Source organism: Sphingobium sp. HWE2-09 (genome assembly GCF_035989265.1).
Lineage (GTDB): Bacteria > Pseudomonadota > Alphaproteobacteria > Sphingomonadales > Sphingomonadaceae > Sphingobium.
The window spans coordinates 1756788-1769958 of the sequence record NZ_JAYKZX010000003.1 but is presented as its reverse complement, the minus strand read 5'-3'; the positions used below and the strand labels follow the sequence as shown (position 1 = coordinate 1769958).

The window sequence follows — 13171 nt, the reverse complement described above, 5'->3', positions numbered from 1 at the left end:
GACATCTGATATGGGGCAGGCATGACGACGAAGGCGACGATCACGGTCATTGGCGAAGCGATGCTGGAATTGAGCCGCGGCGATGGCGATAGCTGGAACCTGCGCTATGGCGGCGACGTCATCAATACCGCGATCCATTTGGCGCGGGCCGGGGATCATGTCCGCCTCGCCAGCGCCATGGGCGCCGATCCGATGAGCGCGCAACTTCTGACGCAATGGGAAGCCGAAGGCGTGGACACGGCGCTGGTCATCGCGGCGAAGGACCGGTTGCCCGGCCTCTATGCGATCGAGACGGATGCGACGGGCGAGCGCAGCTTCCATTATTGGCGCGGCGAGGCGGCGGCGCGGCGGATGTTCGACCTGCCGGAAAGCGCCGCGATGGTGGCGCAGGCCGCCCAGTCCGACCTGCTCTATTTCTCGCTGATCACGCTGGCGATCCTGCCCGATGCCGGGCGGGAAGCTTTGCTGGACCTGTGCGCGCAGGTGCGCGCCAATGGCGGGAAGGTCGCTTTCGATGGCAATTATCGCGCGCGGCTGTGGGATGACGCGGCGACGGCGCGGCATTGGCGCGACCGGGCAATCGCCGTCAGCGACATGGGCCTGCCGACCCTGGCGGACGAAGTCGAGATGGGTGAGGCCGACGACGCGCAGGATGCCGCCGCGCGCTGGGGCGCTGGGGCTGGCAAGGAAGTGGTCGTGAAGCTGGGCGGCGACGGCTGCCTGGTGGCGGGCGAGATCGTCGCGATCCCGAGCCATATCGACGTGATCGATTCGAGCGGGGCGGGGGACGCGTTTAACGGCGGCTATCTGCATGCGCGACTGGCAGGCGCCGATCCGCGCGACGCGGCGCTGGCCGGGCATCGGCTGGCGGGCTGGAATATTCGCCATCGCGGCGCGATCCCGGCGCGCGACGCCGACGCGCCCTATGGCTGATCCCCGTTGACATCGGCCCATGGCTTGCGCCATGGGCGGGTGCAACGCGGGTGTAGCTCAATGGTAGAGCTTTTGCTTCCCAAGCAAGTGACGAGGGTTCGATTCCCTTCACCCGCTCCAATCCCCACAATCAGCCCACCTGCCGCTTCGCCAGTTTCCGTGCCAGCGTGCGGCGATGCATGCCCAGCCGCCTTGCGGTTTCGGAGATGTTGAAGTCGCTGTCCTTCAATACCTCGTGGATATGTTCCCATTCCAGCGTCTTGATCGATGTCGGCCGGGGGGCGAGGGGGGCGGCGGGGTTGCCGCCGGAGCGGGCGAAGGCGGCCTCGATATCGTCGGTGTTGGATGGTTTGGCGAGATAGTTGGTCGCGCCAAGCTTGATCGCCTCCACCGCCGTTGCGATGCTGGCGAAGCCTGTGAGGACTACGATCAGCATGGCGGGATCATGGGCGTGGAGCGCCTGGACGCAGGCAAGGCCCGATTGCGGGCCGAGCTTCAGGTCGACCACGGCAAAGCCCGGCTTGTTGTCGGCCAGCACCGCCGTCACCGTTTCCAGGCTGTCGGCCAGCAGCACGGTGTAGCCGCGCCGTTCGAAGGAGCGTTTGAGCGTGCGGGCGAACGCTTCGTCATCCTCCACGATCAGCAATTGCCGTTCAGGCGTCACCGGCCATCTCCTCTTCTAGCGCCAGCGTGGCGAGCGGCAGGCGCAGCAGGATCATCGCGCCGCCATCCGCGCCATTGCTGGCGTCCACCCGTCCGCCCAGCTTGCGGACCACGTTGACGACCAGAAAGAGGCCCAGGCCGCCGCCCTGCTTGCCCTTGCTGGACCGATAGGGTTTGCCGACATCGGCCAGCATGTCGGCATCGAAGCCCGGTCCATTGTCGCGCACAGCGATATGCAGCCATTGGCTGTCGCGGCTGACCATCATGTTGATATAGGATGCGCCGGCTTCCCGCGCATTGTCGAGCAGGTTGGTCACGGCCTGGCGGATCACCGGATCGGCGATGATGCGGGGATAGTCGTGCGGGCCAAAGTCGCAGCGCAGCGGCATCCCCGGATTGGCGTTGCGCCAGTCGCGCGCGATGATGTCGATGAAATCGCGGACATTGGTGATTTCGGGCGCTTCGCCGCGTGCTTCACCGGACGACATCAGGATGCCGGTCAGGATGGTCTTGCAGCGTTTGACCGCTATCTCCATCTCGCCCACTTCCTCGACCAGCGCGGGATGCGACTTGATTTCAGGCATGTGCCGCCAGTCGCCCAGCACGACGGCAAGCTGGGCGAGGGGCGTGCCCAATTCATGCGCCGCGCCCGACGCGAGCAGCCCCATGCGGACGATATGTTCTTCCTCCACCGCCTGCTGGCGCAGTTCCGCCAGATAGGCTTCCCGCTGTTGCAGGTTGCGGGTCACGCGGGTCATGAACAGGACCAGCAACACCGCGATCATGGTGATGCAGATCCAGGTGCCTACGATATGCAGGTCGAACAAATGGTCCGCGAACCGCTCGCTCAAGTCGAGCGGGCGATAGGCGAACACCAGCATAGCCGCGCATAGCATCGATATGGCGACGATGCCCCATACGCTCCAGCGATGCAGCAACACCGCGCCCAGCGCGACCTGCACCAGATAGAGCGACACGAACGGATTGGTCGCCCCGCCGCTCAGATAAAGCTGCGTGGTGAGCGCGAATACGTCGAACAGCAGTGCCAGAAACAGTTCGGCATGGGTGATATCGGTGCGCCGCCGCAGCACCATCAGGCTACCCAGGTTCATCGCCGCCGCGATGCAGGGGACGACCAGCATCGACCCCAGCGGCAGATGGATGTCCATGCCGAAATGCACGAACAGGATCGTCGCGACTTGCCCGGCGATGGCGATCCAGCGCAGTTGCACCAGCAGCGCCATGTTGCGCCGCCCGGCCGCGTCGGCGGGCCACCGGCCAGGCAGCCAGCGCACGCGCTTGAGCGATGATGCCGTCATGCCCGGCGATCTTTTCCCGACTGGCGCATCATGATGATATAGGCGCCGGCGACCATGGCCGCCAGCACGAACCATGTCACCGCATATTGCAGATGGCTGTTGGGGAAGCTGATGACGGTCAGCCCGCCTATGGGCAGGGTGTCGGGGGAAGGGCCAGCCTGCCCATCGATGAAATAGTCGGCGGCGCGCGTCAAATGGCGCGCAGTCGCGATGGCCGCTACGTCGCGGGAATACCAGCGGTCGGCGGCGGGATCGTTGCTGCGCAGGAAGCCGCCGCCCGGCTCGGTCAGGCGAAGGAGGCCGGTCACGCGCACCACGCCTTGCGGCCGATCATAGCGGGTCTTGGCTTCGGGCGGCACGAAGCCACGGTTGATGAGGAGGATCGCGCCATCGGGCTGGCGCAGCGGGGTCAGCACCCAATAGCCCGCGCCGCGCACCGTGGCGGCCTGCACCAGCGCCGCCTTGTCATGCAGGAAGGTGCCGGTGGCGGTGACGCGGCGATATTCGTCGGTCTTGGTAGCGCTTTGCGGCGCTGGCACCGGGGCAGCGTGGATGCGGGCGTCGACGCGGGCGATCAGGTCGCGCTTCCACGCCAGCCGCTCCACCTGCCAGACGCCCAGCGCGCACAGGCCGGCAAACAGGATCAGCGCGGCCAGCGTCAGGCCGACCGGGAACCCCGCCCGCTTGGCGGGGCGGGGTTCGGCCTGTGTCACGGCATCTGGCTCATGTCATGCGTCATGGCGGGCATCATATTATGGTTGAGATGATACATGACCCACATCGATCCCGACAGGGTGATGACGACCAACACCAGCGTGAACATCAGCGCCATCATCGACCAGCCGCCTTCGGAACGCGTGTTCATGTGCAGGAAGTAGATCATGTGGACGACGATCTGCACCACGGCGAAGGCCATGATGATGATCGCGGTCGTCTGGGTATTGGCGAAGAAGCCGGTCATGACCAGCCAGAAGGGGATGGCCGTCAGGATCACCGACAGGCCGAAACCGATCATATAGCTGCCCATGCTGCCATGTGCGCCTGCATGGGCGTCGGGGTGGTCATGGCCGGGCTTGGGGTGGGCGGCATCGCTCATCGCAGCATTCCCATCAGATAGACAAAGGTGAAGACGCCGATCCAGATGACGTCGAGGAAGTGCCAGAACATCGACAGGCACATCAGGCGGCGCTGGTTGGCGGGGATCAGCCCCTTCTTCGCCACCTGCACCATCAGCGTCACCAGCCAGATGATGCCGAAGGTGACGTGCAGGCCGTGGGTGCCGACCAGCGTGAAGAAAGCCGACAGGAAGCCCGACCGCTGCGGGGTCGCGCCTTCATGGATCAGATGCGCGAACTCGTAGAGTTCGATGCTGAGGAAGGCGAGGCCGAACAGGCCGGTGATCGCCAGCCAGCTCTGCGTCGCGGCGACCCGGTTCTTCTCCATCGCCAGCATGGCGAAGCCATAGGTGATGGACGAGAAGAGCAGCATGGCGGTGTTGAGCGCCACCAGCGGCAGGTCGAACAAATCCCTTGGCCCTGGTCCCGCCGCATAATTGGCGCCCAGCACCGCATAGGTCGCAAACAGGCAGGCGAAGATGAGGCAATCGCTCATCAGATACATCCAGAAGCCCAGCATGGTGCTGGACCCTTCGGGATGATGCGGCTCATGCGCCAGGTGGAAGAGCGGATTGCCGTCCTTGTCGAGGAAGGCGGGATCAATCGGAGATGCGCTTGCCATGATGGTTTAGCCCTTGGCTGCGAGCAGCGCGGTGCGCTCGCCCTCGGTACGCTCGACCACATCCTGCGGGATGTAGAAGTCGCGCTTGTAGTTGAAGGTATGGCCGATCGCGACGGCAAGGATGCCGACGAAGCTGAGGCCAGCGAGCCACCAGATGTACCAGATCATGCCGACCGAGAAGGCGACGGACAGGCCCGCGATGATGATGCCGGTGCCGGTGTTGGACGGCATGTGGATCGCTTCATAGCCGGTCAGCGGGCGCTGATAGCCGCGCTTCTTCATGTCGGCCCAGGCGTCATTGTCGTGGATGACCGGCGTGAAGGCGAAATTATAGTCCGGCGGGGGCGAACTGGTCGCCCATTCCAGCGTGCGGCCGTTCCAGGGATCGCCCGTCGTGTCGCGCAGCTTTTCGCGGTTGATGATGCTGACGGCGAACTGGACGAACATGCAGGCGATGCCAGCGGCGATCATCAGCGCGCCGAACGCGGCGATCTGGAACCATATCTGCAGGCTGGGGTCATCGAATACGCGCATCCGGCGGGTCACGCCCATGAGGCCCAGGATATAGAGCGGCATGAAGGCGAACCAGAAGCCCACGACCCACAGCCAGAAGCTGCGCTTGCCCCATTTCGTGTCCAGCGTGTAGCCGAACGCCTTGGGCCACCAATAGTTGATCGCCGCGAACAGGCCGAACAATACGCCGCCGATGATCACATTATGGAAATGCGCGATCAGGAACAGCGAGTTGTGCAGCACGAAGTCAGCGGGCGGCACCGCGAGCAGCACGCCGGTCATGCCGCCGACCGTAAAGGTCAGCATGAAGGCGATCGTCCACATCATCGGCAGGTCGTAGCGGATGCGGCCGCGATACATGGTGAACAGCCAGTTGAACAGCTTGGCGCCGGTCGGAATGGAAATGACCATTGTGGTGATGCCGAAGAAGCTGTTGACGCTGGCGCCAGACCCCATGGTGAAGAAATGGTGCAGCCACACCAGATAGCTGAGCAGCGCGATGACGATCGTCGCATAGACCATCGAGCTATAGCCGAAGAGTCGCTTGTTCGAGAAAGTCGAGGTGACTTCGCTGAACACGCCGAACAGCGGCAGAATGAGGATATAGACTTCCGGGTGACCCCAGATCCAGATCAGGTTCACATACATCATGGGGTTGCCGCCCATGTCGTTGGTGAAGAAGGCGGTGCCGACATAGCGGTCGAGGCTGAGCAGCGCCAGGACGGCGGTCAGCACCGGGAAGGCCGCGACGATCAGCACGTTGGCGCACAGCGAGGTCCAGGTGAAGACCGGCAGCTTCATCATCGACATGCCCGGCGCGCGCATCTTCACGATGGTCGCGATCAGGTTAACGCCCGACAGCAGCGTGCCGATGCCTGCAATCTGCAAGCCCCAGATATAATAATCGACGCCCACTCCCGGCGAATAGGCGATGCCCGACAGCGGCGGATAAGCCAGCCAGCCGGTGCGCGCGAACTCACCCACGAACAGCGACATCATGACGATCACGGCGCCCGCCGTGGTCATCCAGAAGCTGAAATTATTGAGGAAGGGGAAGGACACGTCGCGCGCGCCGATCTGCAGCGGGACGATATAGTTCATGATCCCGGTGATCATCGGCATCGCGACGAAGAAGATCATGATGACGCCATGCGCCGTGAAAATCTGGTCGTAATGATGGGCGTTGAGATAGCCCTCCGACCCGTTGAACGCCATCGCCTGTTGCAGGCGCATCATCACCGCGTCGGCAAAGCCGCGCACGAACATGACTAGCCCTAAGATCATATACATGATGCCGATGCGCTTATGGTCGACGGTGGTGAACCAGTCGCGCCACAACATGCCCCACAGCTTATATTTGGTGATCAGCCCGAACACGACCGCGCCACCCAGCGCGACCATCAGGAAGGTGCCGACGACGATCGGCTCATGCAGCGGGAGCGAACTCCAGTCGAGGCGACCGAAGATCAGCTTCCAGATACCGCTATTTTCAGAGGCGGGGGAGGGGGACATGGGCGTTACGGCCTTGAACGAGAAGAAAAGGAAAACGAAGCTAGCTGTTCCCCGGCGAAGGCCGGGGTCCAGTTCAAAACTCGATCTGGACCCCAGCCTTCGCCGGGGAACAGCGCAGGTGTCTTAATGCCCATGATGCGCCCCATGCCCGTCGCCGTCCTGCTGGCCCGGCGCCTGCTTGCCCTGCGCGGCAGGGGTGCGGTCCGCCGCCGGGGTCATGCCCGCGGGCTGGGCGATCTCGCCCTTCTTGCCCGGTTCGACCGGATGGAAGCCGCCGACGTCGATCGTGCCGTCATGGCGCAGGCCTTGCGTATCGCGGGCCGATTCCTTGCCCGCGCCGCCCATGCTGTCGGTCATCATGATCGCGTCCATGCACTTCTTGCCCGGCTGGGCGCACATGTTGAGCGCGGCATGGAAGAGTTTCGGTTCGACGCCGCCGAAATACATGGGCGGCACCTTTTCGCTCGGCTGCTCCAGCTTGACGTAGGTCGCGCGGTCCAGCGTCGCGCCGCTCGCCTTCACCTTGGCGACCCACCGGTCGAAACCGGCCTGGTCCATGGCGTGGAAGCGGAAGCGCATGTTGGAAAAGCCAGCGCCCGAATAATTGGCGGAAAAGCCCTCATAATTACCCGGCTTGTTGGCGACGGCATGCAATACCGTCTGCATCCCCGGCATGGCGTAGATCTGCCCCGCCAGCGCTGGCACGAAGAAGCTGTTCATGATGCTGGACGAGGTGATCTTGAATTCGATCGGCTGATCGACCGGCGCGGCCAGTTCGTTCACCGTCGCGATGCCGAGTTCCGGGTAGATAAATACCCATTTCCAGTCCATCGCCACCACTTCGACCTGCAGCCGCTTGGCCGCCGGATCGACCTTGCGCGCCTGATCCACCCGTTCGATCGGGCGATAGGGGTCGAGCAGATGGGTGCTGCTCCACGTCACCGCGCCCAGCGCAATGATGATCAGCAGCGGTGCGGACCAGATCAGCAGTTCCAGGCTGGTCGAATGGTCCCAGTCGGGATCATAATCCTCCGCCTTCGCCTTTTCCCGATATTTCCACGCGAACCAGATCGTCATCGCCATGACGGGGATGATGATCAACAGCATCAGCGCGGTCGAAATCAGGATCAGATTGCGTTGCTGCATTGCAACGTCGCCCGCAGGGGACATGACCACCCAGTTGCACCCGGCCAGCGGCAGCAGCAACAAGGGTGCGATTCGGCGCAGAAACGCGCGCTTCGTGGCGGAATGGCGGGCTATCATGCTGCCCGCATAATCAGGATGGTCATGGCGTGACATTGGACCTTTTGTCCTATCCCTGCGCAGGTGCAAAATAGGGCATGGCCTAAATAACCCCCGGGGTGATTCGTCGCGCAACGAAGTGCGGCGCGGATCGTTCCCGCAGCATGAAGGTCCGTTTTACCCCATGACTTCCGCGACGACCACGCCCAACTCGACCCAGGCGGAGCGCGACGTGCGCCAGCTGCACGCGCAGGGTCAAAAGAAGGTCGCGCCCGGCGAGATCGCGATCGGCGTCATCATCGGCCGGACATCGGAGTTCTTCGACTTCTTCGTCTATGCGATCGCGTCGTGCATCGTCTTCCCGGCGCATATCTTCCCTTATCTGTCGCCACTGGCGGGCACTCTCTGGTCCTTTGCGATCTTCGCGCTGGCGTTCATCACGCGTCCGATCGGCTCTTTCATCTTCATGGCAGTCGATCGCGCTTATGGTCGCGGCGTCAAGCTGACCATCGCGCTGTTCCTGCTGGGCGGATCGACGGCAGCCATCGCCTTCCTGCCTGGATATGACACGATCGGCCACTGGGCCGCGATCCTGCTGGCGCTGTTCCGCGCGGGGCAGGGCGTGGCGCTGGGCGGTACATGGGACGGTCTGGCTTCGTTGCTGTCGCTCAACGCGCCCAAGAACAAGCGCGGCTGGTATGCGATGATGCCGCAGCTGGGCGCACCGCTGGCGTTGATGGTGACGGCGGGCCTGTTTGCCTTCTTCCTCAATACGCTCTCGACCGCCGACTTCCTCGACTGGGGCTGGCGCTATCCCTTCTTCGTCGCCTTCGCGATCAACGTCGTGGCGCTGTTCGCGCGCCTGCGCATCGTGGTGACGCATGAATTCGAACGGCTGTTCCTGTCGCGCGAACTACAGCCGTCGCCGGTCGTTGAAACCGTCCGCAGCGAAGGGCGCAACATCGTCATCGGCGCGTTCGCGCCGATGGCCAGCTTTGCGCTGTTCCACATGGTCACCGTGTTCCCGCTGTCGTGGATCGCGCTCTACACCGACCAGCCGCTCGAACGCTTCCTGATGATCGAGGTGATCGGCGCGTTCGTTGGCGTGCTGGCGATCATCGTGTCGGGCTTTGTCGCCGACATGGTGGGCCGCCGGACGCTGATCGGCTGGTCGGCCGTCGGCATCGCCATCTTCGCGGTCGCCGCGCCGCTGCTGTTGAATGGCGGCGATCTGGGTGAAGTCGCCTTCATGGTGCTGGGCTTCATCCTGCTGGGCCTCAGCTTCGGCCAGTCGTCGGGCATCGTGGCGTCGAATTTCCGCACCGCGACCCGCTATACCGGGTCGGCGCTGACGTCGGATCTCGCCTGGCTGGTGGGCGCAGGCTTTGCGCCGCTCGTCGCTCTGTTCGTGTCGGCCGAGTTTGGTCTGGCCGCGTCGGGCATCTACCTGCTTTCGGGCGCGGTGGTGACGGGGGTCGCCCTGTTCGTGAACAAGGAACTGGCTGGCCGCGATCGCTGAGCATTCTGAAGTCGGCTGGCACAGCCGACGGCTCGCAGAATGCGAACAACATGAACGTTAAGAGCCGGCACGCATTCGCTTAAGCGCCTTGCGGTCGAACCAGCCCGTGGGGCCGGGGCGCGGGCGGAAGCGCGGCAGCCATTGCGGATAGAGCGTGGCAAGGCGTGCGGGGAGGCCGACCGGCCCCTCACGCGTCATGATGTCCGACACGATCCGGTTCTGGTAGAAACGCACCGAATAGTTGATCAGCCGCTTATAATGCATGTGCCAGGTCTGGGGTCGGGCCAGGCTGACCTGTTCGCACAGGAATCCGGCCTTGTCGCACGGCACCACGCGCGCCAGATCCCAGGCGATATCCTTTTGCAGGCTGTTATGCGCCCAGGCCGCGACAAGTCCATCGTCACCGATCAGGTCGTCGGGCAGGCGCAGGCCATGCGCCCGGATGTCCGACAGGAAGCGGCCCGACAACGCATAAAGATCGCCGAACAACCCACCTTCGCTATGCAGCGTGCCGCGATAGAAGGCGGCCATCCGACCGTTCATCGGCATGCCCGACGCGGCGTTGGCGTGGGGATGGGCGGCCAGATCGGCGACCAGCGCATCGATCGACCCGGCGACGATCTGCGCATCGCCATCCATGAAGATGACGGCCTCTTCCGATCCGGTCAGCAAGTCATGGACCATATGGTTCCAGGTCCGCGACTTGCCGCCCGCCGCGATGTCGTGGACGATCACATTGGCCCTGCCGCCCGCGGCCTCCCGCGCTCGCGCGACCGTGGCGTCGGTCGTGCCGTTCACCAGCACATGGAAATTCGTGTCCGCCCGGTCGAGCGGCAGCGACGCCAGGCAGGCGCCGATCCGGCGCTCTTCCTGATGGGCGAAGATGGCGACAGCGACGCAAGAGGGAGCGACCGTCATGGGCTTTACCGGAAATCCCAGCTTTGCTGGCCGTGCTGGTCGGCGTCCAGGCCGTCCGCCTCCACTTGCGGCGCAACGCGCATGGGGATGACGATCGACACGATCAGCGCGGCGATCGCGCTGCCGACCATCGCCCACAATGCCACGACGACCAAGCCGATCGCCTGCGCCGTCAATGCGCCGCCGACCGAGATATTCGCATCGAACCCGACTCCGCCCATCAGCGGCAGGACGAAGATCGGCAGCAGCATGATGCCGGTCAGGCCGCCCAGTCCGTGAATGGCAAACACGCCCGCGCTATCGTCCACCCGGCCGGACAGGATGCCAGCGCCGATGCGGGCGATGAAGGCGGCGATCACGCCGATCAGCATCGCGCCGCCGGTGCCGACCAGCGCGGCGCAGGCGGATATCGCAGCGATGCCCGCCAGCGCGCCGGACAGAATGCCGGTCGCGCTGGACCGGCCGCTCACTATGCGGTCGAGCAATGCCCAGCCAAGCGCCCCTGTGCAAGCGGCGAAGAGATGATTGAGGATGGCGGTCGCGGCATCGTCCGTCGCGCCCAGTGCCCATCCGCCCACGACGCCCGACAGGCCGACCCACAGCAGCGCACCGCCCGCCAGGCTGAGCAATGGCGCGTGGCCCGGATCGGACGGTTCGCGTCGCGCGCCTGCGATCAGGGCCAGCGCCAGGGCGGAAAAGCCCGCCGTCGCGTGCAACACCAACCCACCGGCAAAATCCATGACGCCCAGGTCCGCGAGCCAGCCGCCGCCCCAGACGGCATGGACGACCGGCGCATAGACCATCATGATCCATAGCGGCGTGAAGCCCAGCCACCAGCCGATCCGCGTCCGCTCCGCCACCGCGCCGACCAGCAGGCTGGCGGCGAGCAGGGCGATCGCCAACTGGAACAGCACGAACGCCGATTCGGGTACGGTCAGCCCGTCGCGAAGCTGGCCCAGATTGGCGAGCATCAGATTGGCCGTGCCGCCCAGCCAGGCGCTGCCCGGCGCATAAGCGACGCTATAGCCCGCAATCGCCCAGGTCAGCGCGGCGACCGCAACGACCGCGATACCCTGTACGCTCGCCGACAAGGCATTACGCACATTGACTTGCCCCGCATGGCGCAGCGCCAGCCCCGGCAGCGCCGCCAGCAGCACCAGCAGCGCGCACAGGATCATCCATCCGGTATCGCCGCTATCGGCGACGGCGATCTGCGCCCAGGCCGGTTGCGGCAGCGCGAGTGCGACGAAAAGCGGCAGGGCAAAGGAAAAGCGCATGGAAGACAGCCTGCTATGGATATGTCCGGCCTGTCTAGCGGCGCTCTGGTAAAGTTTTCGATAAGTACGGCTGGCCCTTCATGCGCTGAAGGCACGCTATCCGTTCAATAATCCTCGGCGCCGCACCGCACCCGGCCGGTGCCGCGATTGTCGACGGTGCAGGCCGCCTTGCCGGTGATGGTCACGTCGCCCGATCCCGATGTCGTGATTTTCGCGGCCACATCGGCGGTGAGTGCAATGCTGCCCGGCCCTTCATTGCCGATCGTCGCCTGCCGCACGATCAGCGGTTCGGCGGACAGCGCGCCCGGTCCGTTCACCCAGATATTGGCGACGCCCGCGCGCCCCGCCAGCGTTACCCGGCCGCCGCCCGACAGCATCAGGTCGATCCGGTCCAGTTGCACCGCGCCGACACTGACGTCGCCATTGCCGCCCAGCACGATCTGTCCCTGCAATCCCTTCATCCGATCGACCGACACCGACCCGCCACCGGTCAGCAAGATGCGGTCGATCATGCCGGTGGACAGGCGCAATCTCGCCGCGCCGCCGCTTTTTTCGCCCGGTTGCGGCCGGGTCATGCTGATGATGAGCAGGCGACCGGACACATCGACCTTCAGCCGGTCGAGCGCGCCCTGATCGCCATCCGCCCGCGCCGATGCGCCCGCCCCGGTGGTCAGCACGACCGTCACTGGCGCATCCACCCGAATCGCATCGAAGCTGGTGATGGTAAAACCGCGCGTCGCCGCACCGGCAGGTGTAGCGATGCACAGCGCCGTTATCGTCAGGGCGCGCAGCGCGCCTCGCCCGGTCCTGTTCCGCTGGTCGTGCATTGCGCTTTGCCCTTCACCGTCACGTCGCCCGGCCCGGTAATGCTGATAGCGACCTTCCCGTCGGAGGCAATGTCGATGTCACCCGTGCCCAGTACCGACAGGTCGGCCGTCCCGACCTTCAACGCTTCCCCGTCGATATCGCCCGTGCCGGTGATGGACAATGTGGCGCGATCGGCGGTGCCCGCGATCTTGATCGATCCCGTGCCGGTTATGTCGGCACTCAGCGATGCGAGCGTCGCCGTGCCGATCCGCACATCGCCCACGCCGGTCAGGGACAGGTCCAGGCTGTCGCCCGCCGCCCGGTCCAGGTCCAGATTGCCCGAACCGGTGAGAGTGGCGGCCTTGATCGCGGGCATCGTAATGCGCACGGTTGCGCCCTTGCTGCCGTCATTGCCCCAGTTCCAGTCCATCTTGCCTTTGCGGCCGATGATCAGCGTGTCGCCCTTCACCCGGATGTCGAGGTTGGCGATCGCCTTGGCGTCCCCCTCGGCCTTGACCGCAAAGCCGTTGCCGATGGTGACGACGACATCGTCCGGCTCGGTCGCGTCGATGGCGTCGAAATCCTTGAGCGCCGACCAGTCCTGCGCGGTCTGGGCAGGTCCATCGGTGGCAGGCGAATCGCTCGTGCGCGAACAGCCGGATACCGACAGGGCCATCAACGCCGCGCCCGACAGCAGCGTGAAAAAGGGAAGGGGACGGGACATCGCACTC

Annotated in this window: 13 protein-coding genes and 1 tRNA gene; 3 read left to right on the top strand and 11 right to left on the bottom strand. The window is 64.7% G+C overall.

Annotated features, from left to right (window positions below):
• The first annotated feature begins 21 nt into the window (after positions 1–21).
• Complete coding sequence (locus tag U5A89_RS14020; RefSeq protein WP_338161690.1) at positions 22–933, top strand: sugar kinase; 912 nt, start codon at positions 22–24, stop codon at positions 931–933.
• A 46-nt stretch (positions 934–979) separates the two neighbouring features.
• Positions 980–1053: transfer RNA gene (locus tag U5A89_RS14015), tRNA-Gly, on the top strand.
• Between the two features lie 10 nt (positions 1054–1063).
• Here U5A89_RS14015 and U5A89_RS14010 read toward each other — a convergent pair.
• The 7 genes from U5A89_RS14010 to cyoA all read right to left on the bottom strand — a co-directional run bounded on the left by U5A89_RS14010 (position 1064) and on the right by cyoA (position 7940).
• Entirely contained in the window at positions 1064–1597 is a 534-nt protein-coding gene (locus tag U5A89_RS14010; protein WP_338161689.1) for a response regulator transcription factor, read from the bottom strand.
• On the bottom strand, positions 1587–2915 hold the full coding sequence (locus U5A89_RS14005) for an ATP-binding protein (protein ID WP_338161688.1): 1329 nt from the start codon (positions 2913–2915) through the stop codon (positions 1587–1589). Before U5A89_RS14005 ends, U5A89_RS14010 begins: the two co-directional genes overlap by 11 nt.
• Positions 2912–3628, bottom strand: coding sequence for an SURF1 family protein (locus tag U5A89_RS14000; protein ID WP_338161687.1), 717 nt, complete (start codon positions 3626–3628; stop codon positions 2912–2914). Before U5A89_RS14000 ends, U5A89_RS14005 begins: the two co-directional genes overlap by 4 nt.
• Positions 3625–4011: a cytochrome o ubiquinol oxidase subunit IV gene (gene cyoD / locus U5A89_RS13995; RefSeq protein ID WP_338161686.1), complete on the bottom strand. Its 387-nt coding sequence runs from the start codon at positions 4009–4011 to the stop codon at positions 3625–3627. Before cyoD ends, U5A89_RS14000 begins: the two co-directional genes overlap by 4 nt.
• Positions 4008–4652: a cytochrome o ubiquinol oxidase subunit III gene (gene cyoC, locus U5A89_RS13990; protein ID WP_338161685.1), complete on the bottom strand. Its 645-nt coding sequence runs from the start codon at positions 4650–4652 to the stop codon at positions 4008–4010. The genes cyoD and cyoC overlap by 4 nt, the downstream gene beginning before the upstream one ends.
• 6 nt (positions 4653–4658) lie before the next feature.
• Complete coding sequence (gene cyoB / locus U5A89_RS13985) at positions 4659–6677, bottom strand: cytochrome o ubiquinol oxidase subunit I (RefSeq protein ID WP_338161684.1); 2019 nt, start codon at positions 6675–6677, stop codon at positions 4659–4661.
• Between the two features lie 123 nt (positions 6678–6800).
• Complete coding sequence (gene cyoA / locus U5A89_RS13980; RefSeq protein WP_338163058.1) at positions 6801–7940, bottom strand: ubiquinol oxidase subunit II; 1140 nt, start codon at positions 7938–7940, stop codon at positions 6801–6803.
• A 163-nt stretch (positions 7941–8103) separates the two neighbouring features.
• Between cyoA and U5A89_RS13975 the strand changes: the two genes are divergently transcribed.
• The gene (locus U5A89_RS13975; RefSeq protein WP_338161683.1) at positions 8104–9438 is read left to right on the top strand and encodes an MFS transporter; all 1335 of its coding nucleotides are present in this window, start codon (positions 8104–8106) and stop codon (positions 9436–9438) included.
• Positions 9439–9495: 57 nt separating this feature from the next.
• Here the strand turns inward: U5A89_RS13975 and U5A89_RS13970 are convergent, their stop codons facing one another.
• The 4 genes from U5A89_RS13970 to U5A89_RS13955 form a co-directional block, all read right to left on the bottom strand.
• The gene (locus tag U5A89_RS13970) at positions 9496–10356 is read right to left on the bottom strand and encodes a glycosyltransferase family 2 protein (protein WP_338161682.1); all 861 of its coding nucleotides are present in this window, start codon (positions 10354–10356) and stop codon (positions 9496–9498) included.
• 5 nt (positions 10357–10361) lie between these two features.
• Positions 10362–11633 carry an ammonium transporter gene (locus tag U5A89_RS13965; RefSeq protein WP_338161681.1) on the bottom strand — a complete coding sequence of 424 codons (1272 nt, stop codon included), beginning with the start codon at positions 11631–11633 and terminating at the stop codon, positions 10362–10364.
• Positions 11634–11737: 104 nt separating this feature from the next.
• Positions 11738–12460, bottom strand: coding sequence for a GIN domain-containing protein (locus tag U5A89_RS13960; RefSeq protein WP_338161680.1), 723 nt, complete (start codon positions 12458–12460; stop codon positions 11738–11740).
• The gene (locus U5A89_RS13955) at positions 12412–13164 is read right to left on the bottom strand and encodes a head GIN domain-containing protein (RefSeq protein ID WP_338161679.1); all 753 of its coding nucleotides are present in this window, start codon (positions 13162–13164) and stop codon (positions 12412–12414) included. The genes U5A89_RS13960 and U5A89_RS13955 overlap by 49 nt, the downstream gene beginning before the upstream one ends.
• Positions 13165–13171 lie beyond the last annotated feature (7 nt).